Annotated in this window: 31 protein-coding genes; 10 read left to right on the top strand and 21 right to left on the bottom strand. The window is 48.5% G+C overall.

What is annotated here, in order from left to right; genetic code table 11:
• Positions 1-18 precede the first annotated feature (18 nt).
• On the top strand, positions 19-351 hold the full coding sequence (locus R6242_RS12985; RefSeq protein WP_318427474.1) for a DMT family transporter: 333 nt from the start codon (positions 19-21) through the stop codon (positions 349-351).
• Here R6242_RS12985 and recR read toward each other — a convergent pair whose 3' ends face one another.
• The 3 genes from recR to dnaX all read right to left on the bottom strand — a co-directional run bounded on the left by recR (position 352) and on the right by dnaX (position 3,357).
• Positions 352-948, bottom strand: a complete 597-nt coding sequence (gene recR, locus R6242_RS12980) for a recombination mediator RecR (protein WP_318427472.1) — start codon at positions 946-948, stop codon at positions 352-354.
• 201 nt (positions 949-1,149) lie between these two features.
• The gene (locus R6242_RS12975; protein WP_293938014.1) at positions 1,150-1,479 is read right to left on the bottom strand and encodes a YbaB/EbfC family nucleoid-associated protein; all 330 of its coding nucleotides are present in this window, start codon (positions 1,477-1,479) and stop codon (positions 1,150-1,152) included.
• A gap of 102 nt (positions 1,480-1,581) precedes the next feature.
• Positions 1,582-3,357: a DNA polymerase III subunit gamma/tau gene (gene dnaX, locus R6242_RS12970; RefSeq protein WP_318427469.1), complete on the bottom strand. Its 1,776-nt coding sequence runs from the start codon at positions 3,355-3,357 to the stop codon at positions 1,582-1,584.
• Positions 3,358-3,371: 14 nt separating this feature from the next.
• Here dnaX and R6242_RS12965 point away from each other — a divergent pair, with 14 nt between their 5' ends.
• From R6242_RS12965 to R6242_RS12945, 5 genes are all read left to right on the top strand, one after another.
• Positions 3,372-3,572, top strand: a complete 201-nt coding sequence (locus R6242_RS12965) for an oxidoreductase-like domain-containing protein (RefSeq protein ID WP_293938010.1) — start codon at positions 3,372-3,374, stop codon at positions 3,570-3,572.
• 50 nt (positions 3,573-3,622) lie between these two features.
• On the top strand, positions 3,623-5,002 hold the full coding sequence (dacB, locus tag R6242_RS12960; RefSeq protein WP_318427466.1) for a D-alanyl-D-alanine carboxypeptidase/D-alanyl-D-alanine-endopeptidase: 1,380 nt from the start codon (positions 3,623-3,625) through the stop codon (positions 5,000-5,002).
• Positions 5,003-5,506: 504 nt separating this feature from the next.
• Positions 5,507-7,495, top strand: a complete 1,989-nt coding sequence (locus tag R6242_RS12955; protein ID WP_318427464.1) for an ATP-dependent DNA helicase — start codon at positions 5,507-5,509, stop codon at positions 7,493-7,495.
• A gap of 254 nt (positions 7,496-7,749) precedes the next feature.
• The gene (gene mltG / locus R6242_RS12950; protein ID WP_318427462.1) at positions 7,750-8,769 is read left to right on the top strand and encodes an endolytic transglycosylase MltG; all 1,020 of its coding nucleotides are present in this window, start codon (positions 7,750-7,752) and stop codon (positions 8,767-8,769) included.
• Positions 8,770-8,892: 123 nt separating this feature from the next.
• Positions 8,893-10,128 (top strand): hypothetical protein, encoded by a 1,236-nt coding sequence (locus R6242_RS12945; RefSeq protein ID WP_318427460.1) that lies wholly within the window; start codon positions 8,893-8,895, stop codon positions 10,126-10,128.
• Positions 10,129-10,284: 156 nt separating this feature from the next.
• On the opposite strand, the gene R6242_RS12940 is transcribed toward R6242_RS12945, so the two are convergent.
• The 12 genes from R6242_RS12940 to R6242_RS12885 form a co-directional block, all read right to left on the bottom strand.
• Positions 10,285-11,526 carry a porin gene (locus R6242_RS12940; protein WP_293938000.1) on the bottom strand — a complete coding sequence of 414 codons (1,242 nt, stop codon included), beginning with the start codon at positions 11,524-11,526 and terminating at the stop codon, positions 10,285-10,287.
• A 298-nt stretch (positions 11,527-11,824) separates the two neighbouring features.
• Complete coding sequence (gene trpC, locus R6242_RS12935; RefSeq protein ID WP_318427457.1) at positions 11,825-12,640, bottom strand: indole-3-glycerol phosphate synthase TrpC; 816 nt, start codon at positions 12,638-12,640, stop codon at positions 11,825-11,827.
• Positions 12,641-12,738: 98 nt separating this feature from the next.
• Positions 12,739-13,761: an anthranilate phosphoribosyltransferase gene (gene trpD, locus R6242_RS12930; protein ID WP_318427455.1), complete on the bottom strand. Its 1,023-nt coding sequence runs from the start codon at positions 13,759-13,761 to the stop codon at positions 12,739-12,741.
• A 30-nt stretch (positions 13,762-13,791) separates the two neighbouring features.
• On the bottom strand, positions 13,792-14,187 hold the full coding sequence (locus tag R6242_RS12925) for a lysozyme inhibitor LprI family protein (RefSeq protein WP_318427453.1): 396 nt from the start codon (positions 14,185-14,187) through the stop codon (positions 13,792-13,794).
• Between the two features lie 204 nt (positions 14,188-14,391).
• Positions 14,392-14,961 carry an aminodeoxychorismate/anthranilate synthase component II gene (locus R6242_RS12920; protein WP_318427451.1) on the bottom strand — a complete coding sequence of 190 codons (570 nt, stop codon included), beginning with the start codon at positions 14,959-14,961 and terminating at the stop codon, positions 14,392-14,394.
• 170 nt (positions 14,962-15,131) lie between these two features.
• A complete protein-coding gene (locus tag R6242_RS12915; protein ID WP_318427449.1) occupies positions 15,132-15,392 on the bottom strand; it encodes a helix-turn-helix transcriptional regulator in 261 nt (86 codons plus the stop codon).
• A gap of 169 nt (positions 15,393-15,561) precedes the next feature.
• Entirely contained in the window at positions 15,562-16,617 is a 1,056-nt protein-coding gene (locus R6242_RS12910) for a DNA cytosine methyltransferase (RefSeq protein ID WP_318427447.1), read from the bottom strand.
• Entirely contained in the window at positions 16,617-16,874 is a 258-nt protein-coding gene (locus R6242_RS12905; protein WP_318427445.1) for a hypothetical protein, read from the bottom strand. Before R6242_RS12905 ends, R6242_RS12910 begins: the two co-directional genes overlap by 1 nt.
• 88 nt (positions 16,875-16,962) lie before the next feature.
• Positions 16,963-18,873: a replication endonuclease gene (locus R6242_RS12900; protein ID WP_318427443.1), complete on the bottom strand. Its 1,911-nt coding sequence runs from the start codon at positions 18,871-18,873 to the stop codon at positions 16,963-16,965.
• Positions 18,870-19,334: a hypothetical protein gene (locus R6242_RS12895; RefSeq protein ID WP_318427441.1), complete on the bottom strand. Its 465-nt coding sequence runs from the start codon at positions 19,332-19,334 to the stop codon at positions 18,870-18,872. Before R6242_RS12895 ends, R6242_RS12900 begins: the two co-directional genes overlap by 4 nt.
• Positions 19,335-19,417: 83 nt before the next feature.
• Complete coding sequence (locus tag R6242_RS12890) at positions 19,418-19,669, bottom strand: ogr/Delta-like zinc finger family protein (protein WP_318427439.1); 252 nt, start codon at positions 19,667-19,669, stop codon at positions 19,418-19,420.
• 110 nt (positions 19,670-19,779) lie between these two features.
• Complete coding sequence (locus R6242_RS12885; protein WP_318427437.1) at positions 19,780-20,016, bottom strand: hypothetical protein; 237 nt, start codon at positions 20,014-20,016, stop codon at positions 19,780-19,782.
• Positions 20,017-20,153: 137 nt separating this feature from the next.
• Between R6242_RS12885 and R6242_RS12880 the strand changes: the two genes are divergently transcribed.
• Positions 20,154-20,576: a helix-turn-helix domain-containing protein gene (locus R6242_RS12880; protein WP_318427435.1), complete on the top strand. Its 423-nt coding sequence runs from the start codon at positions 20,154-20,156 to the stop codon at positions 20,574-20,576.
• Positions 20,577-20,671: 95 nt separating this feature from the next.
• Positions 20,672-20,926, top strand: coding sequence for a hypothetical protein (locus R6242_RS12875; protein ID WP_318427433.1), 255 nt, complete (start codon positions 20,672-20,674; stop codon positions 20,924-20,926).
• Positions 20,927-20,985: 59 nt separating this feature from the next.
• Here R6242_RS12875 and R6242_RS12870 read toward each other — a convergent pair whose 3' ends face one another.
• The 6 genes from R6242_RS12870 to R6242_RS12845 all read right to left on the bottom strand — a co-directional run bounded on the left by R6242_RS12870 (position 20,986) and on the right by R6242_RS12845 (position 22,789).
• A complete protein-coding gene (locus R6242_RS12870; RefSeq protein WP_318427431.1) occupies positions 20,986-21,255 on the bottom strand; it encodes a type II toxin-antitoxin system RelE/ParE family toxin in 270 nt (89 codons plus the stop codon).
• Entirely contained in the window at positions 21,239-21,463 is a 225-nt protein-coding gene (locus R6242_RS12865) for a TraY domain-containing protein (RefSeq protein WP_318427429.1), read from the bottom strand. The genes R6242_RS12870 and R6242_RS12865 overlap by 17 nt, the downstream gene beginning before the upstream one ends.
• A 118-nt stretch (positions 21,464-21,581) precedes the next feature.
• Positions 21,582-21,752: a hypothetical protein gene (locus R6242_RS12860; RefSeq protein ID WP_318427427.1), complete on the bottom strand. Its 171-nt coding sequence runs from the start codon at positions 21,750-21,752 to the stop codon at positions 21,582-21,584.
• Between the two features lie 25 nt (positions 21,753-21,777).
• Positions 21,778-22,128: an HTH domain-containing protein gene (locus tag R6242_RS12855; protein WP_318427425.1), complete on the bottom strand. Its 351-nt coding sequence runs from the start codon at positions 22,126-22,128 to the stop codon at positions 21,778-21,780.
• Between the two features lie 35 nt (positions 22,129-22,163).
• Positions 22,164-22,550, bottom strand: a complete 387-nt coding sequence (locus R6242_RS12850; protein ID WP_318427423.1) for a type II toxin-antitoxin system VapC family toxin — start codon at positions 22,548-22,550, stop codon at positions 22,164-22,166.
• A complete protein-coding gene (locus R6242_RS12845) occupies positions 22,547-22,789 on the bottom strand; it encodes a type II toxin-antitoxin system prevent-host-death family antitoxin (protein ID WP_318427421.1) in 243 nt (80 codons plus the stop codon). Before R6242_RS12845 ends, R6242_RS12850 begins: the two co-directional genes overlap by 4 nt.
• A 277-nt stretch (positions 22,790-23,066) precedes the next feature.
• Between R6242_RS12845 and R6242_RS12840 the strand changes: the two genes are divergently transcribed.
• Both R6242_RS12840 and R6242_RS12835 read left to right on the top strand, forming a co-directional pair.
• Positions 23,067-23,363, top strand: coding sequence for a type II toxin-antitoxin system RelE/ParE family toxin (locus R6242_RS12840; RefSeq protein ID WP_318427419.1), 297 nt, complete (start codon positions 23,067-23,069; stop codon positions 23,361-23,363).
• Between the two features lie 3 nt (positions 23,364-23,366).
• Entirely contained in the window at positions 23,367-23,651 is a 285-nt protein-coding gene (locus R6242_RS12835) for an addiction module antidote protein (protein WP_115225741.1), read from the top strand.
• Positions 23,652-23,658 lie beyond the last annotated feature (7 nt).

Genomic DNA, 23,658 nt, shown 5'->3' with positions numbered 1-23,658 from the left:
GTTTTTTGGTGTTTATCTATGAATGCATATTTATTATTAGCGCTGGCAATTGTGGCGGAGGTGGTGGCCACTTCGGCGTTAAAGGCGACTGAAGGCTTTAGCCGCTTGATGCCTAGTTTGGTAGTGGTGATTGGCTATGGCGTGGCGTTTTGGCTGCTGTCTATGGTGCTAAAAAGTGTGCCAGTGGGGATGGCTTATGCCATATGGTCGGGGATGGGTATTGTGCTGGTGACGGTGGTGGCCATGTTGCTCTATGGGCAAAAGCCAGATTGGCCCGCGATTATTGGTTTAAGTTTGATTGTGAGCGGCGTGGTGGTGCTACAGCTGTTTTCTAAAATGTCGACGCATTAGTTAAACGCTGCGCCGCTCTAACATGGCTTGGGCTAGCGTACCTGCATCGACGTGCTCTAGTTCGCCGCCAACTGGCATGCCACGGGCGATACGGCTGACTTTTAGCCCGCGTGCGCGCAACATTTCGGCTAAATAGTGGGCGGTGGCTTCGCCTTCGGTGGTGAAATTGGTGGCTAAAATCACTTCTTCTACAATGCCATCGCTGGCGCGCTCTAGCAGCCTTTGCAAGGCAATATCGCTAGGGCCAATGCCATCCAGCGGGCTAAGTCGGCCCATCAATACAAAGTAGCGGCCATGAAAAGCCAGTGTTTGCTCCAGCATCATCAGATCCGTTGGCATTTCAACCACGCAAAGCAGATTGTGCTGGCGTTTATCATCGCTACAGATATCGCACAGATCCACTTCGGCAAAGGTATTACACAGGCTACAGTGCTTGAGTTTGCCCAGTGCATTATTCAGCGCCGTGGCTAAATCCGCCGCGCCTTTTTGATCGCGCTGCATCAAATAAAAAGCCATCCTTTGCGCGGATTTTGGGCCAATGCCAGGCAGGGTTTTTAAAGCACTGATAAGTGCATGCAGCGATGGAGGCGTGGACATAGTGCTCTTTACGTGCAAAAAAATATGAATGAGTAAAGTCTAAATACAAAACCCAAATCTTGAACCAAAGAGGGCACGGAGAGCATGGAGTTTCACGGAGAAACAACCGTTTATTTTGGGTTGCTCCGTGGGCCTCTATGTCCTCCTTTTTCTCCGTGGTTCAAGACTTGGGTTTTAATTCTTTCGGCTGCTTAATAAGGATTAAAACGGCATTTTAAAGCCGGGTGGCAGTTGCATGCCGGCGGTAAAGCCCGCCATTTTGGCTGCAGATGTGGTTTCTGCCTTACGCACTGCATCGTTAAAGGCTGCGGCGATCAGGTCTTCTAGCATGTCTTTATCATCGCTAAGCAGGCTGTCATCCAAGCTGACGCGTTTGACCACATTGGCGCAAGTTATTACCACTTTAACCATGCCTGCTCCGGCTTGGCCTTCTACTTCGACTGTTGCCAACTCGTTCTTGGCTTTTTCCATGTTTTCTTGCATTTGTTGGGCTTGTTTCATCAGATTGCCCATGCCGGCTTTACCAAACATTGTTGTTACTCCTTGGTTAAACTGCTTACAGAAATTAAATAAATTGCTGCGTGGGCAAGAGCCCACCCTACAAAATCTTTACAGCATATGTTGCTAATTGCTTTATAAGGGCTTGATTGAATCAGGGATCACCGTTGCGCCAAAATCCCGAACTACTGATTGTACAAAGGGATCGTTTTGAATCGATTGCGTTGCGCTGGCAAGGCGTGCCATTTTCTCCCTTAAGGCGATGGCTGCAGGGGTGTCGCCACTGGCCGAGCCAAGGGTGATGGTCAGTAAAATATCCTTGCCAAAGTGATTGCTGAGCGCTTCACGTAGCTTTTCTTGATAAGCACGGCTTGCTACTGCGATGTGCTCTTCACCTACTAATAATTCGATCGAGCTATCGGTATAACCCAGCAATTCGGCGTTTTGCGCGAGCATCCCTGCGGCACCCAGCTTAAGCTGCAAGATGAGTGCACGCCAGTCGCCTTTAAAAGGGGCGGCTTGAGCGGCGGGTGCTGGCGCGGCGTGTTCTTCCTCGTGCCAAGGCGGTGCATCGTAATGCGGCTCATCGCTGATCGGTGGGCGTGGCGCTGCTTGCTGCGGGGCAGGTGTAGCTGGGCTTAGGCGTGGTGCCAGGGGGGCGGTTTGCTCTGGCTGCTCTACATTTGCCGGAGGTATTTGATTAGGTGTTGAAGCCGCTGTTTGGCTCGATGTCACAGAAGATGCTTGATTAGCCGCCGCTGGCGATATCAAATTAGGTGCTACTGGCGATATTTGACTAGCCACCGCTGGCGATATCAAACTAGCCGCCGCAGGCGCGAAGGCCAGCATGCGCAGTAGCGTCATGCTAAAGCCCGCGTATTCATCGGGGGCAAGCGGCAAATCACGGCGGCCATGCAGGGCAATCTGGTAATAGAGCTGCGTGTCTTCGGGACTCATGGCCAGGGCAAGTGCGGCAATTTGCTCACGCTGGGGCAAATCGTCTGCCAATGCTTTAGGCACGGCTTGGGCCACGGCAATTTGATGCAGCAAATGGGCTAGCTCATGCAGCGCAGATTCGTAGGATAAACCTCGGCCAGCAATGGCATCGGCGCTGGCTAAAACCGCTGCGCCATCTCCCTTGATCAGTGCTTCTAAAATATCAAATAAATAACTTTGGTCCACCGCGCCTAGCATGGCGCGCACAGCTAATTCGCCCACATCGCCGCCACCATAGGCAATGGCTTGATCTAATAGGCTGAGCGCATCGCGCATCGAGCCATTGGCCGCATGGCCTAGAATATTCAGCGCACCCTGCTCAAAAGGGATGTTTTCTGCACCTAATACCTGTTGCAAATGGCCGGAAACTTGCTGTGGCGTCATTTGGCGCAGGGAGAATTGTAAACAGCGGCTTAATACCGTGATGGGGACTTTTTGCGGATCCGTAGTGGCTAAAATAAATTTAACGTGGGCAGGCGGCTCTTCCAGCGTTTTAAGCATGGCGTTAAATGCATTTTTTGACAGCATGTGTACTTCGTCGATGATGTACACTTTGAACCGCCCGGCGGTCGGCGAATACTGCGCGTTGTCGAGCACTTCGCGAATATTGTCGATACCGGTGTTGGAAGCCGCGTCAATCTCCAGTAAATCAACAAAGCGCCCTGCATCGATCTGCGTACACGCCGAGCACACACCGCAGGGTGTGGCGGTGACGCCGGTTTCACAGTTCAGCGCTTTTGCCATAATCCGCGCGATGGTGGTTTTACCCACGCCGCGTGTGCCGGTTAAGAGATAGGCGTGATGTAATCGATCATTTTCGAAGGCATTTGCCAACGCTTTGATCACGTGTTCTTGCCCAACCAGTTGGGAGAATGATTTGGGCCGCCATTTGCGTGCCAGTACTTGATAAGCCATAGATGAATTCTACCATGATGCAGCCACTTGATAATCAGTTCGAAAACGATCCACCACCCGAAGCGCCGATAGAGCCAGAGTTTGAATCCTGCTGTGGAAGCGGCTGTGGGGATAGCTGTGTCTTTGATATTTATTATGTTTTACGCGCTCAATACCTTGTTGATTATGCCGCTTGGCAAGCGCGTCAGGCCGCTCACAAAAAGGGATCTTCTTGAAAAATACCCAAATAAGCTTAAAAAAATTATTTCTCTTTTGCGCGCTAAGCATGGGTCAAGCCCACGCTGCCGAGCTACCTGCTGAAATTTTAAGCGCCCTTAAGGCGGCTAAATTGCCCGCTGAGGCTTTAAGTTTGGCGATTGTACCGCTGCAATCGTCTTTACCGGCACTCTATTATCAGGGTGATAAGCCCGCCAGCCCAGCATCTACGATGAAACTGGTGACAAGCTACGCTGGATTGTCGCTTTTAGGCCCAGCTTATCAGTGGAATACGGAAGTCTACTCAAGCGCCAAGCCGGTAAATGGCATTTTAAACGGCGATCTTTACATAAAGGGGTACGGCGATCCAAAACTGAATTTAGAGCGGTTTTGGCTAATGCTGCGCGATTTAAAGATCGCAGGTGTCAGAGAGATCAGGGGCGATTTAGTTCTTGACCGCAGCTATTTTAGCCAAGGCGCAGATACAAGCGCCTATGACGATGATGGCGAAGAGCCGTATCGGCCTTTTTTAGTCACGCCTGATAGCTTACTTAGTAATTTAAAAAGTGTGCGCCTGTCCTTACGTAGCGAGGCCAGTGGGGTTGTTGCATCGCTAGAGCCTAATTTGGCCACCGTGCAATTAGATAACCGCCTCAGTAGCGGCCCTGCGGGTAATTGTGCCGCATTAAAAAGCAAACTCCAGCTCAACATCGATAACCAAGGCAGTAGCGCCAAAATTAGCTTAAGGGGCAGCATGCCTATGGGCTGCAGCACTGAGCGCTATTTGGCGCTGCTCGATCACCCTAGCTATACCGCCAGCTTATTTCGCAGCCTATGGGCGGAGCAGGGTGGAGTAATTACGGGGGTGAATCGGGCTGGCGTAGTGCCAAGTGATGCGCAACTCTTATTAACGAATCGCTCGCCAGATTTGGCCAGCGTGATTCGCGATATTAATAAATTTAGCAATAACACCATGGCGCGGCAGCTTTACCTGAGTTTGGGCGCTGGCGAGGTTGGGAAAGATTCTTCCGCCAAATCTTTTGCGGCGATAAGCCGCTGGCTAAGCAGCCGTGGCAAAACATTTGATGAGCTAAAGATGGAAAACGGCTCGGGTTTATCTAGGCAAGAGCAAATCAGTGCACGGCATATGGCGGATTTACTCATTGATGCTTGGCAAGGCCCATACGCCGCAGAGTTTATTTCCTCCATGCCGCTGGTGGCGCTAGATGGCACGATGAAAAAACGCCTCGCTAGTATGGCCGGTGAAGCGCATATCAAAACCGGCACTTTGCGCGATGTTCGCGCTGCAGCGGGTTTTGTAAGAGACAACAAAGGCCAAACTTCGGTGGTGGTGGTGTTTATTAATCATCCACAAGCGGCAGCGGGGCTGCCGGTGATCGATGCGGTGCTGCGCTTTGCGCATCTTAGGGCAGATGAAAATAAGCATTAAATTAGTAGCGATAAGCATGTAGCGATCCGTGCAAGCGCCGTTGGCGTGGCTTAGCGCAAGCTATTCACATTCATGTGTTTTTTATTGAGTCACTGATGTTACGCAACAAGATCCAAAAATAAGTAGTCCACTAAAAACACAAAAAGCACAAACAGATGCCGTATGGCCATTGTTTTTGAATTGATTTGGATCATGATATTTAATATCACATAGTGATTAAGCAACTCATCTACGCATCATGCTAAAAAAACAGAAGGAAATTATCCTTGTTTGACCCATTTTTTCGTGAATATAGTGTTTTTCGTGAACAAGTAGTCTTTATGCGTAACATCCGTTAGCCATTAAAATGAAGTGCTTATTAGGGTCTGTTGACGTTTGAAGAGTATGCGTGGTTATTTTTTTCATGGACTAAATGTCCTTGTGCGTAACATCAGTTAGTAATCAATTTACAGGCAAGTGCCGTCATCTTGTTACAATCCTGTCTTTGCTTTTTGGTTTTCATTTATGTCCCTTGATGCGGTTTTTGCCGACGACGGCCCCTTTGCCGATGCTTTTCCCGGCTATAAATTGCGCACGCAGCAATTAGAAATGGCGCAGGCCGTGGAAACTGCCATCAAGAACCAAGGCCAGTTGATTGCTGAGGCGGGTACTGGCACGGGCAAAACCTTTGCTTATTTGGTGCCCGCACTGCTGTCTGGGGGCAAGGTGATTGTGTCTACGGGGACTAAAACACTGCAAGATCAGTTGTTTGCCCGTGATATTCCAACGGTGCGTAAAGTGTTGCAGGTGCCGGTGACGATTGCCTTATTAAAGGGTCGTTCGAATTATGTTTGCCATTATCATTTGGCGCGCACCGAGCAAGAAGGACGCTTTATGCGCAAAGAAGATATTGCCGATTTAGTGAAAGTGCAGCGCTATACCAAGACGGCTATTTCCGGCGACAAGGCTGCCTGCCCAGGGGTTGCAGAAAACGCGCCGATTTGGGGCCATGTTACTTCTACGCGGGATAATTGCTTAGGCCAAGAGTGTCCAAGCCACAAAGATTGCTTTGTGCTAAAAGCGCGTAAAGATGCGCAAGAGGCCGATGTGGTGGTGGTAAACCACCATCTATTCTTTGCCGATGTGTGGTTAAAAGATGAAGGCGCGGGAGAGCTGCTCCCCGCCTGTAATACCGTTATTTTTGATGAGGCGCATCAGTTGCCTGAAGTCGCCAGCCTATTTTTTGGTGAAACACTGACTTCGGGGCAACTGGTTGATTTAGCCAGGGATTCGCGGGCTGAGGCGCTGGTGGCGGCCAAAGATTTTATTCTGCTCCCCGCTGCGGCAGAGGCTTTAGAAAAAGCGGTTAAAGATTTGCGCTTGGTGTTTAAGTCCGATGCAACGCGCTCGCCACTGCATCAGTTGCAGCAGCAAAATCCAGAATTTATGCCTGCTTTAGAGCTTGTTGCTGAAAAGCTGGCCATGCTCTGCGATTTGCTTGGTAAGCAATCTGAGCGGGCAGAAGGGCTAGAAAATTGCCAGATTCGGGCGCTAGAAAGCGTGGCGATTCTCAAACGCTGGATGGCTGGGGATGATGAAGAAAGCGTGCATTGGGTGGATGTGTTGCAGCATGGCTTGATCTTGCATGCCACGCCGCTGAATATCGCCCAGTTGTTTCAAAAGCAACTTAAATCTCACCCGCGTGCTTGGGTGTTTGCCTCGGCCACTTTGGCGGTAAATGGGCATTTCAACCATTTTAAGCACGAGCTGGGGCTTTGGGATGCGGTTGAAGCCACTTGGGAAAGCCCTTTTGATTACAAGCAACAAGCCGTGCTGTATGTGCCGCAAGATATGCCGGAGCCCAATGCGCCAGATTTTACCAAACAGGTGATGGAAAAAGCTTGGCCGCTGTTGTTGACTACCCAAGGCCATGCCTTCTTGCTGTTTACCAGCTTACGCGCGATGCGTGAGGCGCATGAAATTGTGCAAGAAAAGCTAAAGGCTGCAGGGCTAGATTGGCCGGTGTTTCTGCAAGGCCAAGGCTCGCGTACCGAGCTTCTGGATAAGTTTCGCCTAGCACCCAATGCTATCTTAGTAGCGAGCCAAACGTTTTGGGAAGGTATCGATGTAAAAGGTGAGCAGCTTTCCTTAGTCGTGATTGATAAGCTGCCCTTTAGCCCGCCGGATGATCCGGTGCTGTCGGCGCGGATTGAGCAGATTAATAAATCGGGCCGCAGTGCCTTTATGGATTATCAAGTGCCGCATGCGGCGATTACCCTAAAACAGGGCGCGGGGCGGTTGATTCGGGATGAAACCGATATTGGTATTTTGATGATTGCGGATAAGCGCTTAGTTGAAAAACAATACGGAAAAATGATTTGGAAAAGCTTGCCGCCGATGTTTAGATCTAGGGAATTGGCAACGGTACAACGATTTTTTGAAGTGAAACGTCAGCAAGGCTTAGAAGCAACAGAAGTAAAGGGCCCGACGCCTGCCACAGACAGCTCGGAGTAAAAAATGCCCTAAAGCTGATTCATGGCGGGTTTATGCAGCATTCTATCAATTTACCTGAGTTATGCCTCTTGCTCATTGTTGTGGTTTACCTGAGATGATCGATATGAAGGGATATATGCAATATATGGCTTTGTTTGAGCAAGAGACATCATTAGGTCAATTTAAGCTGGATATAACACCCCTCGCCCTTTGTGGGAGAGGATTGGGTTTAAGCAGGTCACTCTAAATAACAATATTTAAGGTAAATTGCCAGAATGGCTGTAAAGAAAAAACCACAGGGCGGATTTGCTCGTTTACTTGGGCGCTTAATGCTGCTGTTAATTGGCTTGGCCTGCGCTATTGGCGTGTGGATATATCAATACGCCAGCACGCCGCTTGTATATAAAACGCCGCAAGACTTTGTTATTGAATCGGGCGGGGTAAAAAAGGTAGCCGATCAACTGGTCAGGCAAGGAGTGATTGATCAGCCCATCCTCTTTTTGCTGCTAGCCCGCATAAGCGGTAAAGATAAGCAGCTTAAAGCGGGGAGTTATAATTTAAGCACCGTGCTGAGCCCGTGGCAGCTATTAGAAAAGCTGAGCAATGGCGACACCACCACGCTGACGTTTACTTTGATTGAAGGGGCAAACTGGCGTGATCTGCGCAAGTCACTAAATAATAATCCGCATCTACGCCATGATACGGCCCTATTAAGTGATGCAGAATTGTTGGCAGAGCTGGGTGTGAGCGCAATTAGCCCAGAAGGCTTGTTTTTTCCTGACACCTATCATGTGGATAAGGGCAGCTCAGATTTGAAACTGCTGGCCAGATCCCATCAGCGCATGCAAGCTAAATTAGATAAAGCGTGGGCAGAGCGCTCCGCCAATGTGCAGCTTAAAACACCTTATGAAGCCTTGATTTTAGCTTCTTTAGTCGAAAAAGAAACCGGCCGCGCCAGTGATCGGCCCTTGGTGGCGGGTGTATTTGTGAACCGTTTGCGTATTGGCATGCGCTTGCAAACCGACCCCGCCGTGATCTATGGCGTGGGGGAGTCACTGGATGGACGTTTACGCAAAGTAGATTTACTCACGGATACGCCGTACAACACGTACACCCGTAGTGGCTTGCCACCCACCCCGATTGCTATGGTAGGGGATGCTGCACTTAAAGCTGCACTCAATCCTGCGCCCACAACGGCCCTTTATTTTGTAGCAAAAGGCGATGGTAGCTCGGTGTTTTCTAATACTTTAGACGAGCACAATAGTGCAGTGCGTAAGTATATTTTAAGCAAGTAGGGGCGCGGCATGCCGTGCCTGCACGTCGTGCCTTCCCAGCCTCTCTCTTTTATTGCCCCAGCAATGGCTTGATTTTTGCACTGCAGCATCTAAAACAGATACATATTGTTTTGGAGCACAGCCATGCAAGCCACCCCTCGTATTTTGTCTCTGATTCTTTGCTCTGCTTGGACGCTAAATAGCCAAGCAGGCGTATTTGATTTTACTGCCACGATGAATGGCCAAGTTGGGCAGGGTAGCTTTGCCACTGCCGAAGAAGCCGCCAATGTTTATTATGAAGACAAGCTAAAAACCATTTTCCCTAGCTATCAGGGCAATGAGGCGATTAATAGCGTGCTTAATTTTCGTGGTATGCCCATTCAATTGGCGTTCCCTCAGCAGGGTAAAACCACGTTGACTTTCCAAATCCCCGCATTGGAAATCAATGAATCATTTACCGGCAATACACGTAACGAAAGCCGAGATTTATTAAAAGAATATCTAAAAAATCATACTGATTTATTAGAGAAAATGGTGCACCATTTAGTCTCTGTATCCCCCGTTGATCCTATTGCAGGCAATCCAAATAGTTTAATGTCGCGTGCTGTGGCAAATGATGCCAAGCTAATGTGGTTTGGTGCCAGAAATACGACTGCGGTGGTGGCGCAAGGCGCTGAAGGAAGCCACCGCTTTGGTATTGGCGCTAATTTCAAACATATGCGAAGTGATGCCGTTGGCAACGCCAAAGAGATGGAAAGCGATAGCTACAACCTGCCTATTACTTACGCTTATCAATTCCCTGAAGCGAATCATGAATTAATTATTGATCTGCCGCTAGGCTATACCTCAACCGATGGAGCAACGGGCTACGATGGCAGCCTAGGTGTTTTTTATCGTCGGCCGATCTTTGAAAACTGGGTAGTGAGTATTACTGGCTCGGGGCGGGGTACGTTTTCTAGGGAATTAGCTGGTGCAGCTGTAATGGGCTCTGGGGCAATTGGCTCTAGCTATGTATGGCGTGGGGATGATTATGCAATTACCTTGGGTAATATGCTTGGCTATTACAAGGCATTGCAAATCACTGTAGATGGTAAATCATTTGATCCTGGAATTGCCAATACGGTATTTAATAATGGCCTACTTTATTCTCGGGATAGCCCTTGGCGCTTTGGCGCTGACCCACTGACTTGGGAGGCTTATATCGTGGATAGCCGATATAGCGGCACAGCGTTATTTAGTAATTATCAAACTGAGGTTGGTTTTACTTTTGGCACCATGCGCCCAGCGCATTCTAAAGATGCGGATTTAAGAATTGGTTTGAGTTTTACTAAGGGTGAAAATGTGCAAGCTTGGCAGGCTAATTTTGGGGCGTGGTTTTAAGGGATAGCAATCTAAATAGTTAAAAGCCTTAAATCAGTACACGAAAGGGCAAAGAAGCGACAAGCTTAAATTTGATTTTGATTGATTTATAACAAAAAAGACCTCCAAGCGAATTGGAGGTCTTTTGATTGATAACTTTCGATTTAATCTTAGTTCTTAGAACTTACCAACCAGACCCAGTGCAAACTGATTCATACCGTTGCTTTTAGCTAAAGCAAAGCCAGATGCTGAAGTGAAGCTAGCATTAGTTTGGTTGTGTACTTTAGTGAAAGAAGCGACTGCTTGTACATATTTGTGAACTTGATAACCTACAGCAACACTCGCTTGTTGGCCGCCAGTTGCTGTTGTTGTTGTACCATCTACATCATTGGCTTTAGCGTACTGAACTTGAACTTCCAAAGCATCTTTTTTGTAGCCAGCGATCAAACCAAATACATTTTGTGTTTGATCAAAGTTCTTAGCAGCAGTTTGGCCGCTTACGCTGGACGATGTGCGTTCGAATACTGCACCCGCGCTAAAGTCCATATAGTTAACTTGACCACCAAGTTGGTAAGCTTCAAGTTTTTGCGTGCCACCTAGGCTGGATGAAGCCAGATTTTGCGCTTTAGCGCCGCTTGAACCATCCAACTTCCACGCTGCATTGCTCAGCGATGTGTAACCAAAGCCAACATTGAACATGCTGTGCTTGTAAGCAATACCTAGAGCAACTTGGCCCATTAGGTCTGTTGCAGGTGTATTGCTTGGAACAACCACTTTAGAAATGGTAGCTGGCGTTGTGGTGGTGGATAAAGCAAACTCAGTTGAACCAGAAGAGATCGAGTTAGTTGAGTCTTTACCAAAGTTGTAGCTTAAGTTACCGCTGAAACCAGACCAATCTGGTGTTTCGTAAGCAACCATATCACCTTGACGTGCACCTAAGCGATTCAGAATTTGCTTAGAGCCGTAAGTTGATGATGCATCATTCAGATTGCCGTATAGGGTAGGAACAATTTGTTTTAAAGACAATTTGTAAGCATTGTCATAACGACCCAGACGCAAAGTACCTACTTGCTTGCCGCCGATCCCTACAAATGTATTACGGCTACCGATTTCTGCCTTGTCATCGGTGTTGTCACCGTTATTGCCAAGGTAAAAACGGCTTTCTACTTGTGCAAGAGCAAAAAAATCATTGCCTAAGTCGTATTTAGCTTTAAAACCCAACTTTGATGTTTGATCCATCAGGCGGGTTTGGCTGTCTGCAGTGGGTGCCAGATTCTTGCCCGTGTTGTTTTCTACTGAGATTACTTCAACTGCAGTAGCTGCAGTGCCGTAAATGCTGAATGGGCCAAGTTCGACATCCGCAAATGCTACAGGTGCGGTAAATGCTGCAGCAACGGCAAGGGCGATAATCTTTTTCATAATCTGTACTACTCCCAAAAAAACAAGTGATAGAAATGGCGTGACCATTTCTGCATTTACAAAGATCACGGCACTTTTATTAAAAAAAGCCATTTTTTATTCTTTGGCGGCATTACGACGTCAGTTTATCTGTCTTACCGGCTAAGCCTTTTTAAGGGCAAAGTATAAAAAAGAAAATATTCATGAACGACTAATGCACGCATTTAGAAAGCAGCTGTCCGTTTGGAGCAACAAACTGCTTTCGAACAATGCCAAGTTTAGGGGAGATTTATTAAAAATATATGACAAAAATATAAGTTTAAGCCCTTACGAAGCCTTTGTAAGTAGGGCCAAACGTAGTATCTATGCAGCTTCCAGGGTGTTCGGCACGCATAAAGGTTTCACCGACCAAAAAGTTGTTTACGTGATTTTGTTGCATAAGAGCAACATCACTAGGGGTAACAATCCCGCTTTCAGTAATCACAATTCGGTGGCTATCTATCAAGGGAAGTAGCTTTAGGGTGTTTTGTAAGGACACTTCAAAGCTACGCAGATCACGATTATTAATGCCTAAAAGAGGCGTTTTGAGTTGCTGTGCCAGCTCCAGCTCAGCTTCGTTATGCACCTCTACCAGTACAGCCATGCCTAGAGCTTGTGCGATGGCTTCAAAATCTTGCAACTGCACTAAGCTTAGCTCGGCGGCGATTAGCAAAATACAATCAGCGCTCCATGCCCGTGCTTCAAAGAGTTGGTATTCATCAACCATAAAATCTTTGCGTAGCACCGGTAGGCTGCAGGCGGCGCGGGCGGCTTGCAGGTAATCCAAATGGCCTTGAAAGTAAGGCTCATCGGTAAGTACGGAAAGGCAGGCCGCACCGTGTGCAGCGTAATCTTGCGCATGCTCCGCCGGTTGAAAATCAGCCCGAATCACGCCTTTAGATGGGCTGGCTTTTTTGATTTCCGCAATAATACCCGGATGGCCAAGTGCATTTTTGCTGCGTAAGGCGGCGGTAAAATCACGTAGATCAGTATTGGCTTCTGCTTGCTTACGGATTTCATTTAGCGGCAGTATTTTGCTGGCGGCCGCGACTTCTTGGTATTTGGTGGCCCAGATTTTTTTTAAGATGTCGGACATGAGTGGCTCTTTTTTAGGCATGTAAGGGGCGTGAATAGTGATATGAGAGCTGGTCTTTTGTGTGCATAGGGCGCGCAGCAAGGGGCGCCCCTAAGTATTTAAAAAGTGTGGCTAAATTGCACTAAGGCATCGAGTTTGGCGCGGGCGCTGCCATTGGCAAGCATTTGCCCAGCCAATTCAATGCCGCTTGCTAGCGTATCGGCTTTGCCTGCGGCGTAAATAGCGGCCCCCGCATTCAGCTGAACAATGTCGCGGCAAGGGCTGGTGGTGTTGGCGAGTACTTGTTCGATGATTTGTTTAGATTGCTGTGCATCGTTCGCGTGCAGCGTTTTAATGTCGGCAAGTTCAAAACCAAAATCGCGCGGATCAATTTCAAACTCGTTAATTTGGCCATTTTTTAGCTCGGCCACTAGAGTTGGCCCAGAGATAGAGATCTCATCCATACCATCTTTGCCGTGCACAATCAGCACATGCTTACTGCCTAATTGTTGTAAAACACGCGCCTGAATGCCGACCAAATCAGGGTGAAAAACACCCATCAACTGGTTTTCTGCACCGGCTGGATTGGTCAGTGGGCCAAGGATGTTAAAAATGGTCCGCACCCCTAGTTCGCGACGAATCGGGGCAACGTATTTCATGGCGCTATGGTGATTGGGGGCGAACATAAAGCCCAAGCCAATCTCATCAATAGAGCGGCCAACTTGCTCGGCATTTAGGTTTAAATTAACGCCAAAAGCCTCTAGTACATCAGCAGAACCTGAGCTGGAAGAAACCGAACGCCCGCCGTGCTTGGCGACTTTTGCCCCCGCTGCAGCCACCACAAAAGCGGCGCAGGTCGAGATATTAAAGGTGTGCGCACCATCGCCACCGGTGCCACAGGTATCAATTAAATGGCTGCGATCTTGCACTGCAACATGGGTGGATAGCTCGCGCATTACGGTGGCTGAAGCCGCAATTTCGGAAACGCTTTCTACTTTTGTGCGTAGACCAATCAGTAGGGCGGCGGTTTGTACGGGCGTCATTTCCCCCGTCATGATTTGCCGCATTAAATACAGCATTTCGTCATAAAACAATTCATTGTTATCGATCAGGCGATTCAGTGCGGCTTGAATGGTAATCATCAAAGTATCCTTGGCTAGCCAGAAGGCGGCTTATTGCACATAAAAGCGCGACAACTCGTCTGCGCGGGCTCGGTCTAGATCAATTCGGCAAGACTGCTCTGCCACTCCCGCACCGCTGCCGCCAGCAAAACTTTTGCCTATCCATGCGCAATGGGCGTGTTGGTAGCTGCGATAAGCTTTGCTGGCTTGATTAAATGCGGGCAAAGCTTCAGGGCGGCCAGTCACGCGGTCTAGGTTCTTCATCATTGCGCGGGCGGCGGTTTCTGCATTTTTACGGTCTTGCTCGGCCTGTGGCGCAAGTTTAGCCAAGCAGTCTTTAAGTGCGATTTGATTGGCGGCTTGACACTCAACTTGCGCTGGGGGAGAAGTCTCAGCTTGTACGCTGAGCGCGACCAGGGTGAAAGTAAGGGCAAAAATAATGCGCATGCTCATCCTTATCTGATGGGGGGCGGTATGGAGAGTGAAAAACGTAGCCTACGAAAATCACAACAAACGCGAACAACCCTCGCAAATTTGCGATCCAGTTCAATGACTTATAGAGCTGGGGCTATTCAAGCCTGCAAAATTGCTTAAGCAAAGGTTGTGAGTATTAAACTTTTTCGCGGCTAAACGTTTGTTTGATGATGCGGATTACGCCCACTCTTTAATGAAGTGATCAAGCATCGCATGGCCGTGTTCAGTCAGAATGGATTCAGGATGGAACTGCACGCCTTCAATCGGCAGCGTTTTATGCCGCACCCCCATAATCTCGCCATCGTCTGTCCACGCCGTGATTTCTAAGCAATCAGGCAAGCTAGCGCGCTCAATGGCGAGCGAGTGGTAGCGGGTGACGGTAAATGGGGAGGGTAGGCCGCTGAAAACGCCAGTGTTGTTATGTTGCAGTGCGGAAACTTTGCCGTGCATCAGGGTCTGCGCATGCACAACCTTGCCACCAAAAGCTTGGCCAATGGCCTGATGGCCGAGGCAAACGCCCAAGATGGGCAATTTACCCGCAAAATGATGGATCGCCGCAAGCGAAATGCCCGCTTCAGAGGGCGAACAAGGGCCAGGGGAAACTACAAGATATTTAGGTTTTAGCGCTGTAATTTCTTCAATAGTGATTTCATCATTGCGATGCACCACCACCTCTTGACCTAGCTCGCCAAAGTATTGCACTAGGTTGTAGGTAAACGAGTCGTAGTTATCTAGCATAAGCAGCATGATGGGGTTAAGTCCTTGATTTTATTGGTCTGAGTTTAAATGCTGCTTATTTGTTATCCGGTATTTTATCCGGTTATTTTTATTTTAAGCTTCTGGACGGCGGTGTACGCCCCTGTCTTGTAAATTATCGCAGCACAGGGGCGGGTCGTCCAGCGCACAGGGAAATTGACTTATTTTGTTGAGTCAGTATTTCGCTGGGCATTAACCTGTTTATAAATACAATCTGTAATTTCACCTTCAAGCCAGCCACTCACTCGCCCTAGCTTTGTTGGTTTTGGAAAGATCCCTTCTTTGACCTTATTGTAAAAACTGCTTCTGCATAACCCAACCATTTCAAGAACGGCAGGGAGGCGGATAATTCTTACTCTTGGGTCGGTATGAATTGGGGTGTGATTGATGTTTGAGTTATTGAGCATATTAGTGACTTCCATTTAAGTTGCCGGGTTGAGGGATTGGCCCTGCGAATTCAAAACCCGCAATGCCGTAAGTTAATCTTTCAGGGTTGGCGATATATAAAATCTGCCAGCTTTGTGTTGGAGTAGCGCGCCACCAGTAGTGGCCGCTCTCGGTTAGATCCTTTATCCGCAATATATCCATTACCTACCTGCGATTTTTTTGGCCTTTCTTTACTAGGAGTTCTTCACCATTAAAAGATGGACGTCCTAAGATATGTTGTGCTGTTGCTGCCACTCGCGGAACTTGTCCATTCCCAAGGGCTTTAATTCTGTCCACCCGATAGGCCAGCCCATTAACCACTCGACCCACTCGGGGTTCAGTTGGCCACTCTCTGCTGATACACACATTGATAGGCCTATTTGTTTTTTTATTGCTATTCGACGTTGGATGCACGGGTTGGAAAGATTCCCCCTGTCGTGATGATCGCTGGCGGTTGGTGTAGGCCACATTTTCACCGCCGTTTGAAGATCTATTCGATTGCCTACTCTTGATGGCCCAGATCCGTTCTTGCTTGAAACGCGTGGCGTTGGCCACTTTGTAGGTGTATTTACTTGTTGAGCTAGGCTTATCCCGTTCATCCCCTTTGTTATTTTTCCTCCCCTCGCCCCATCGGGTGCTGATGGAGTGCTCCACATTTTCACTGCACTTGCTAATCCCATGCCGGCATTCTTTGAGCTGCCCGGACGATTGTAATTTCCACATACTGTTGGAGTGGGCCAGAATCCAGATGCGGTCGCGCTTATGGGGCGCATCAAGGTCGGATGCTGATATACAACCCCATTGCGCGTCATACCCCATTTTGGCAAGATCACTGATGACCAAGGCAAGGCCTCTGGAAACAAGCATTGGTGAGTTCTCCACGAGGACGAAGCTAGGTCGTACTTCACTGATAATTCGTGCCATTTCTCGCCAGAGTCCAGACCGTTCCCCATCAATTCCAGTTCCAGATCCCGCTGCGGATATATCCTGGCACGGGAATCCGCCAGATATGACGCCAACAATTCCCTGCCACGGTCGTCCGTCAAAACTACACACGTCAGACCAAATTGGGAAAGGCGCGAGGCAGCCATCATTTTGTCGTTGCGCCAGAACTTGTGCGGCGTAGGCATCACGCTCAACGGCGCAGACAGTGCGCCATCCGAGCAATTTACCCCCGAGTATTCCGCCACCAGCGCCTGCGAAAAGAGCCAGCTCATTCATTAGCCCTGCCTATAAATTTTGTGTCCGGCTATGCGCTGGGCTTTTTGTTTCATGGCGTTATGCCCTTGCCAGTCCTTGGCGCACTCCTCGCAGCAGAACACCGCATCATTGACGGCGACCGCGCTGCACCAGCGGCATTCCCCGCTTGGCTGAGGGGTTTTATCTTTGTTTAGCTTTGCGCTGGCGTAGTGGGCCGCTATGGCGTTGCAGCGCATCAGCTCTGATACATCGCTGGCTTGGTCTATCTTGTCGCTCATGGTTCAGATTCCTGTTTAGATCGATGAATGATTAAGCTGCATACGTCATGCTTGATGTGGTAGGCGTAGCAGTGCCTTGGTCGTGCGTTTAGTTTTGGTTTTTGGCGTCTATGTAGGCCTGTGCAGCGTACTTTTGGGCGTTTAATCTGGCCCGCTCTCTTAAGTCGGGTGGGGCAGGCTCTCGTTTTATTCCGATATCATTTAATGATTGATCCAAGGATGCGGAAACAGTTAAAGCCACATGACCTAGGGTCGAAGGCTTCGCCCTCTCCCGACGCTTGCGCTTCGCTTCAGCGAGAGAAACAACACCTAAAAACAAGGTTTCTTGTTTGGCTTTTTGTTGTTGCTTGATGCTGGCCACTTCGGCAGGGCTGTATTCTTTATGTGTTGCGCCTTTAAGCCCACCTTTCTTGGCGGTGCAGTCTTTACCTAGCCGCGCTTTGCCTTTTGCGCCCCATTGCACCGTCCAGCCTTCTTGATGTGTCAGCACTTGGCCACGGATGCTTTGCACCCCGCAAATGACTTTAACCACTTCACCGTAGCCATTGACTTGCTCACGCTTCACCAGCTCGAGTGGGTCTTTTTCCATTGCGAGCATATATGCGCCAAAGTCGCCTATATTGGCCGCTGCCCAAGCATCGCCTAAAACACGAGTCGGGCAGGTGATCGCGCCGCCAAGATGTAAGTCCCTTAAATTGGTCAGCGCACCCAATACGTCGGCACGGCCTGTGCGCATGGCTTGCATGGCCTCGGCTATACAAGGTTGAATATCGCCATCAAGCAAGCCCTTGGCCGCTTCAATGACTGCGGGTGATGAATCATGGGCAATCAGTTGCTCTAATACGGCTTCGGTATCCTTTTGCACACGGCGGGCTTCGCGGTAATGTGTAACCGGTGCAGTACCAAATAATTGAAACTGCCTCCGTCCTAAAATCCTCGCCCAAATGGTGGCGCGTTGAGCACCATTGATGGCGTCTAAACATGCCTCGATATCCCAATCGACCTTATAACCGTCGATGTTTTTTGCAATGTAGGCAATGGCATACGCCACAGCGGCGTAAGCCATATCCTGCCCCTTGCGTGGCTTGATTGGGTCGATTTTGACGCGCACTTGTTGTGCTTTTTTTTCGTGCGCTTCGGCGTGCAGATACTTGTCGCGGATGATCTTTAAGGCTTCGCTGGCCTGCTGTGGTTTGACGAAGAAAACCAAGTGCCAATGCGGCGTGCCGTCTTTGTGTGGCTCTAAAGTACGCAGCCCCATAAAGTGGATATCTGCCTTGCTAAACTGAGTGCGGCATTGCGCCCAGCAGGTAGTCAAATAGCTGGCGGTTTGTTGCTGGCTAAAACCATTCCATTTTTTATTGAGGATCAGTTTTAATTGCGGTTTTTCACCCACGCTGGTGCAGCGGTGGTAGCAGCCTGGCGCGGTTAAAGTAATGGCATAAGCGCGGTAGCCTAGGGCTTGGGCACGTTCGGCCATGCCCTTTGTTCTTACGATTAACTCGGTACGCTTGTTTTTACCGTTGGCCATGCTGCCTTCCATCACGTCGGCCATATCAATGACTTCACCATCGGGCGAAATAATCACTGTTTCAGCAATGGCGGCGGCGCTTTGTTGAGCACGCACCACCATGCGCTCTAAATTCCAAGGGCTGACATAGGCTTGGCTTTTGCCTAAGCCGATACCGTAGGAGTAAGCGCGGGCTTCTGCGGCACGAATGGCGAGCGTGCGTAAACGGCGGCTCCACCACTTGTCACTCTTAAGGCGGGCGGCCAGCTCGATAGCGTGGCAGCGCTGGGCGGGTTTCATGGTTGGATAATCTAAGTGCTTTACGCCGTGCTCTGGGAGCGTGATCCAGCCACGCGCTACCACCATTTCTAATAATTCGAGCGGTGCTTCAATACCGGCACAGCGGGCGGCAAATTCTTTAGCCTTAGCACGGCATTGCTTATCGTCGGCGGTTTCTAGCCATTCTTGCATATTGAACAACTGGCTCATTTCATCACCGCCTTGGCATACCAAGCGTTTTGCTGGGCAACATCACCCTCGGCAATTAAGCCTCCAAGCAAACTACGCACTTGCGGCAGAACGCTGGCATCCAGCGGCAGCTCATATTGGCTTAGGCGTGTGATCCGGCCCCTGATGGCTGTATCTAATTCTCTTAACCAAGCAAGATGATTTAATAGCTCGGCCTCTTCTTCGGCATTTAAACGGGGTAGGGGGCGGGCAGCTTGGGGCTTGATGGAAGCGAGGACTTCTTCGCCATCGTCTGCATAGCTAAAAGCTGGCCGCTCTTTTGGGCTATCACCTTTGGGCATGGCTGGATAACAACTCACCATCGCCAACACCATCTCACGTCCTTCGACGTGAATCTTCTTTGCATTGCAGCGTTTAGGCTCCAATGTATTGATGACTCTGGGTGTAAAGGGTTGGGCTAATTGCTCTGCGGTGGCGGCCATCGTTTTATCCAGACGTAACAAAGCCCTGATGGCTGTTTAACAGGCATCAGGAGACTTATTGAATGTGGGGTTTTATTGCTGCTTTATAGTGCTAGGGGGAGTTGGTCTTGCTTAAACTTATCGTCGTTGGCCGGTGGGAATTCCGTCCATTTAAAGACTTCAAAATCTTCGTTGTACTTAGGCATCCAGGCCTCGGTGATCTGGAAACCAACTTTTAATCGAGCGCCGCAACTTCGGCAGCTAATTTGGGCGGTGGTGGCAGTTGGAGTAATCCGGACGCTGGTTCGTGTGTGGGTTTTAGAATTACAGTATGGGCAATGAATCTCTACGGCCATGATGATTACTCCAAAGCTAACAAAAATTACAAAAGCAAAGTGGGGAGCCACAAACGACTACCATTCGTCGGGTAAAGCGCTTATATTTCATTGCGTCACTTAGGCAGGCGTTAAACCATTGCCGCTTGTTCTACATGGGTTAAGATTGTGTCTTCGATGTTTTCTAGCTCTTCTTCGGGTATTTCGATCCCGCGAAATGCCAGCCCATCTAAGATAAGTAAGCGGCACATAGAAGCAACAGATCTTGATTCTTGCTTTGCGATAGAACCCACAACGGGGTGCTCAATTTCTTTTAATCGTAAATTAATGCCTCGGCGGCTGAGTAGGCCGCGCGGCGCTCTGGGCATCGTCTGATCACCTGCCTCGTTTTCTATCATTGTTTAAGTTACCATTAAGGTTGTTTAGAGTGTCACTAAGCGATACATCAGAATTTATGAATTCATTATCCACAGCATCCTCAGGGTCGTCAACAGAAAGCGATCGAATGAATTTGGTTTCTGCTCGACTGAGAGAGGAGAGAAAGCGTCTAGGCTTATCTCAAGAAGTGGCTGCAAAGGCGCTTGGAGTCTCAGTTGGCTCTCTTTATACATATGAAAAGAGCAGAGCTAATCCCCCTGTTTCGGTACTTTTGCCATTTTCTGATTTAGGTGCTGATGTTCAGTACATTGTGACGGGAGTGCGTAGCTCTGCGAACTTGCCTGATACTGAGCAAAAGTTAATTTCTGCTTTTCGTGCAGCACCTGAGCCGGTGCAAGCTGGCATCTTGGCCATGCTTCAAGTCGTCCCTGCTGCCGATGAGGCTACCTCAGAGAAGACACAAGACGTAAATCCAAAATTCATGGGTAAGGTAGGGCAGGTTATTGAAGGTAATGTGAAGGTAAAAGGTAAGCAAACCTTTAAATTTTAAATATGCATGGCTAAATAACGGCTACCTGATCGTAAGCACTGCCGTTGAAGCGATCAAACCCGCAATCTTGCGGGTTTTTTTGTGGTTTAAATAAAATGAAAGATCAATCATTCTTGGGTGAAGTGGGTATGGTGGCATTTAAAAACATAAAGATTGAGCACAAGCATTTTCACTATGCGGCCTCCCCCCGATTACTCTTGGTCGCCTGTATATTGCTGTCTTTTGCGCTGGGTGTGGTGACAGGTAGGGACTATCTCCCTGTTCGGTATTCGCCAGAGGACAAGCCCGCCATGACAGAGCAAAAGGTTGACTCACTGGTACTTACAATCAATGCGAGTTCTGCGGTATAGGTCGCAGGCAAAAAAATAGCCCCTTTTATAAAAAGGGGCTTTGTGGTTTTATTCAGAGGCTATTTGTAAACTTCACGTCGGTTGCCTATCTTCACAACGAGGATGCGCAGTGCGCCATCTTCTATACTGCTAATAAGCCGGTAATCACCGACGCGATACTTCCAGAACTCGCCCAGTTTAGAGCCTTTTAAGGCTTCACCTATACTGCGCGGATCATCTAGAGTTGCTACTCGTTCTCGTAAAAAAGCCGTAATCCGTCGTGCGACTTGCTTATCCAGCTTTGCCAGATCTTTTAGAGCTTCGTCATCCAGTTTAATCAGCCAAGCCAAGTTTGTGCTCCACTTCTTCTAAGCTATAGGTTTTACTTTCCCCTGAGCGTATGGCAATTAAGCGTTGTTCGGCCAGATAGAGGTCTTCTAAGTCATCCAAATGTTGGAGGATGGCCTCTTTGGCGTAAAATGTTTTAGTTCTGCCGGTACTCTTCGCTAAAAAATCTAAGCGGCTTTCGATCTCGGCAGGCAGTCTGATTGCTAACATCGCTTTCGTCCTTTAGAGTTTGCTATACATATATAGCACAGGTTTGACTTAAGCTCTAGTCTGGTTTTTACCTGCTTATTTCACGGGTTTGTTAGGTGCCAACATAGATGGCTTCTGATCATGTTCCTAGCTCTGTAATAAGCTGCTCTGTGAGCATTAAGGCAGTATCAATTTGTTTCTGTGATTCGGCGTGATAGCGCTGTGCCTCTTCCGGCGCAAAGCCAAGCTCAGCAAACAAGTTGGCACCAACTGGGGTCATATGTTGAATTGTGGTGTCAATATTTTTCATGGCGTTGTTTTCCTTGATTGAACCATTAGGCAACCAGTCGAGCTGCCGTTGCATCAACGTGTACGGCATCGAATGCACAGTAAAGACCTCGGCCATCCTCTCCCGCTTCAATAATCCCTGCATCGCGTAGCTTTGTAGCATCTCGATGTACCGCTTTGACCTCTCGATCTAATTTTTTGGATAGCTCGCGCACAGATAGCTTGTCGGATTCAAGCAAGGCATGGAGTAATGCCCAGCGGCCACCGCCCAAAGTATCAAACAATTCTTCTGCACTATTGAAGGCGACAATCTCGCCTTGAACTTCACCATTCATTGCAGCAATGGCGCGGCGCGTGATTTCCGCGCTGTCCATTATGGTGATTGTTAGTGTCTTCATATTTGGCGTGCTTCAACAGTGATTGCAGTCATTACTTAAACTTTAAGTATTGGCGCTGGGTATTGAGCAATAGAGCTATCTGCCGTAATGAGCGTGATTCCCTCAACTGTTGCTTGAGCAATGAGGATGCGATCAAACGGGTCTTTATGAATGGCGGGCAAGTTATCTACAGAAACGGCATGCTCGCTGTAAATGGGTAATTCTTGATAGCCATTATCAAGCAGGCCACGGCGTAAAACGCGTGCGTTTACTCTAAAATCTTCCCTACCTAATCCATTTTTAATGGTAATTTCCCATAACGACGCGGCACTAAAGAAGAGTTGGTTTTTTTCATCACTCAATAGGACGCGTGCGCTCTCAGGTAGTTTTTCGGGAGCGCTTGCTGCCCATAGCAGGATATGCGTATCCAACAAATACTTCACTCGTCAGCCCCACCGAATAAAAGCTCAATTTCTTTTGCAGCCATCGTGTCGAAGTCATCCGGCACCAAAAACTGCCCAGACATAAACCCTAACCTTTGCATGGTTGGCGGGGCATCAAGGGGCGTGACTTTGACTAGCGGTTTTCCGGCTTTCGCAATAATAAAGCCCCCACTCATTTTGGCTTGATCGACCAGCTTGGATAAGTTGGTCTTCGCTTCGTGCATATTGATCGTTAGCATAAGTACCTCATCTTTTTAAACTAAGCTTAGTTAGTCTAGTTTAATGGTTAACGAAGTACAAGTGAACAAAGGCTTACCCGTTTACTTCACTGGCTTTCACTTCCAGCTCCAAAGCCGTGGTGTAGTCGCTGTCGCTTAAGCTATGCACTACGCGGGTAATGATCCAGTCTTGCTTATGATAAAAAGGGGCTTGGTTTGAGTATCAAGCTTAAGCATTTATATTTTCCATTGATCGACTTCCCTTGCTGTTTTGTATCCAATTGAATACACTCAATTGATGAACACATTTTACAGCTCTGATGAATTCAATAAGTGGCTGGCTTCTTTGAAAGACAAGCTAGGTAAGGCCAAAATATTACAACGTATTCGCCGTGCTACGAATGGCAACTTTGGTGACTGTGAGCCGGTTGGCGGTGGGGTCTCTGAGATGAAGGTCGATTATGGCCCTGGCTACCGTGTTTACTTTACTCGGCGTGGTGCAGTCATTTATTTATTGCTGCTGGGTGGAGATAAGTCCACACAACCACGTGACATTGAGCGTGCCAAGGTAATGGCCGCAAGCCTTGAGGAATAAATCATGACTATTTTTACCCCATTTGATGTAGTAGATCATCTTGATGATGAAGAAACTATCAGCGCTTATTTATCTGAAGCACTTGCTGATCCTGATCCCGCCATGTTTTTACTGGCCATCAAAGACGTGGCTCGCGCCCGTGGCATGACGCAACTTGCTAAGGACTCAGGATTAGGCAGAGAGAGCTTATACAAAGCGCTTGCTCCAGGGAGCAAACCCCGCTATGAAACGATCATGAAACTTTTACATGGTTTGGGCATTAAATTAAATGCAACACCTGCTGCATGATAAAAGA

It is taken from the genome of Iodobacter sp. CM08 (assembly GCF_033446605.1).
Lineage (GTDB): Bacteria > Pseudomonadota > Gammaproteobacteria > Burkholderiales > Chitinibacteraceae > Iodobacter.
The sequence above is the reverse complement of the archived record's forward strand: the minus strand, read 5'-3'. Positions and strand labels throughout refer to the sequence as shown.

What these genes read in the sequence shown, in the direction of transcription:
- R6242_RS12920 (WP_318427451.1), bottom strand. Translation starts at nt 14,961, where the DNA reads ATGCTGCTTATGCTAGATAACTACGACTCGTTTACCTACAACCTAGTG.
- R6242_RS12945 (WP_318427460.1), top strand. Translation starts at nt 8,893, where the DNA reads ATGCAAGCCACCCCTCGTATTTTGTCTCTGATTCTTTGCTCTGCTTGG.
- R6242_RS12900 (WP_318427443.1), bottom strand. Translation starts at nt 18,873, where the DNA reads ATGAGCCAGTTGTTCAATATGCAAGAATGGCTAGAAACCGCCGACGAT.
- R6242_RS12975 (WP_293938014.1), bottom strand. Translation starts at nt 1,479, where the DNA reads ATGTTTGGTAAAGCCGGCATGGGCAATCTGATGAAACAAGCCCAACAA.
- R6242_RS12845 (WP_318427421.1), bottom strand. Translation starts at nt 22,789, where the DNA reads ATGCTAACGATCAATATGCACGAAGCGAAGACCAACTTATCCAAGCTG.
- R6242_RS12925 (WP_318427453.1), bottom strand. Translation starts at nt 14,187, where the DNA reads ATGCGCATTATTTTTGCCCTTACTTTCACCCTGGTCGCGCTCAGCGTA.
- R6242_RS12840 (WP_318427419.1), top strand. Translation starts at nt 23,067, where the DNA reads ATGAACACATTTTACAGCTCTGATGAATTCAATAAGTGGCTGGCTTCT.
- mltG (WP_318427462.1), top strand. Translation starts at nt 7,750, where the DNA reads ATGGCTGTAAAGAAAAAACCACAGGGCGGATTTGCTCGTTTACTTGGG.
- dacB (WP_318427466.1), top strand. Translation starts at nt 3,623, where the DNA reads ATGGGTCAAGCCCACGCTGCCGAGCTACCTGCTGAAATTTTAAGCGCC.
- R6242_RS12985 (WP_318427474.1), top strand. Translation starts at nt 19, where the DNA reads ATGAATGCATATTTATTATTAGCGCTGGCAATTGTGGCGGAGGTGGTG.
- R6242_RS12880 (WP_318427435.1), top strand. Translation starts at nt 20,154, where the DNA reads ATGAATTTGGTTTCTGCTCGACTGAGAGAGGAGAGAAAGCGTCTAGGC.
- R6242_RS12890 (WP_318427439.1), bottom strand. Translation starts at nt 19,669, where the DNA reads ATGGCCGTAGAGATTCATTGCCCATACTGTAATTCTAAAACCCACACA.
- R6242_RS12835 (WP_115225741.1), top strand. Translation starts at nt 23,367, where the DNA reads ATGACTATTTTTACCCCATTTGATGTAGTAGATCATCTTGATGATGAA.
- recR (WP_318427472.1), bottom strand. Translation starts at nt 948, where the DNA reads ATGTCCACGCCTCCATCGCTGCATGCACTTATCAGTGCTTTAAAAACC.
- R6242_RS12865 (WP_318427429.1), bottom strand. Translation starts at nt 21,463, where the DNA reads ATGTTAGCAATCAGACTGCCTGCCGAGATCGAAAGCCGCTTAGATTTT.
- trpD (WP_318427455.1), bottom strand. Translation starts at nt 13,761, where the DNA reads ATGATTACCATTCAAGCCGCACTGAATCGCCTGATCGATAACAATGAA.
- R6242_RS12910 (WP_318427447.1), bottom strand. Translation starts at nt 16,617, where the DNA reads ATGAATGAGCTGGCTCTTTTCGCAGGCGCTGGTGGCGGAATACTCGGG.
- dnaX (WP_318427469.1), bottom strand. Translation starts at nt 3,357, where the DNA reads ATGGCTTATCAAGTACTGGCACGCAAATGGCGGCCCAAATCATTCTCC.
- R6242_RS12915 (WP_318427449.1), bottom strand. Translation starts at nt 15,392, where the DNA reads ATGGAAGTCACTAATATGCTCAATAACTCAAACATCAATCACACCCCA.
- R6242_RS12965 (WP_293938010.1), top strand. Translation starts at nt 3,372, where the DNA reads ATGATGCAGCCACTTGATAATCAGTTCGAAAACGATCCACCACCCGAA.
- R6242_RS12940 (WP_293938000.1), bottom strand. Translation starts at nt 11,526, where the DNA reads ATGAAAAAGATTATCGCCCTTGCCGTTGCTGCAGCATTTACCGCACCT.
- R6242_RS12860 (WP_318427427.1), bottom strand. Translation starts at nt 21,752, where the DNA reads ATGAAAAATATTGACACCACAATTCAACATATGACCCCAGTTGGTGCC.
- R6242_RS12955 (WP_318427464.1), top strand. Translation starts at nt 5,507, where the DNA reads ATGTCCCTTGATGCGGTTTTTGCCGACGACGGCCCCTTTGCCGATGCT.
- R6242_RS12905 (WP_318427445.1), bottom strand. Translation starts at nt 16,874, where the DNA reads ATGAGCGACAAGATAGACCAAGCCAGCGATGTATCAGAGCTGATGCGC.
- R6242_RS12895 (WP_318427441.1), bottom strand. Translation starts at nt 19,334, where the DNA reads ATGGCCGCCACCGCAGAGCAATTAGCCCAACCCTTTACACCCAGAGTC.
- R6242_RS12855 (WP_318427425.1), bottom strand. Translation starts at nt 22,128, where the DNA reads ATGAAGACACTAACAATCACCATAATGGACAGCGCGGAAATCACGCGC.
- trpC (WP_318427457.1), bottom strand. Translation starts at nt 12,640, where the DNA reads ATGTCCGACATCTTAAAAAAAATCTGGGCCACCAAATACCAAGAAGTC.
- R6242_RS12875 (WP_318427433.1), top strand. Translation starts at nt 20,672, where the DNA reads ATGAAAGATCAATCATTCTTGGGTGAAGTGGGTATGGTGGCATTTAAA.
- R6242_RS12885 (WP_318427437.1), bottom strand. Translation starts at nt 20,016, where the DNA reads ATGCCCAGAGCGCCGCGCGGCCTACTCAGCCGCCGAGGCATTAATTTA.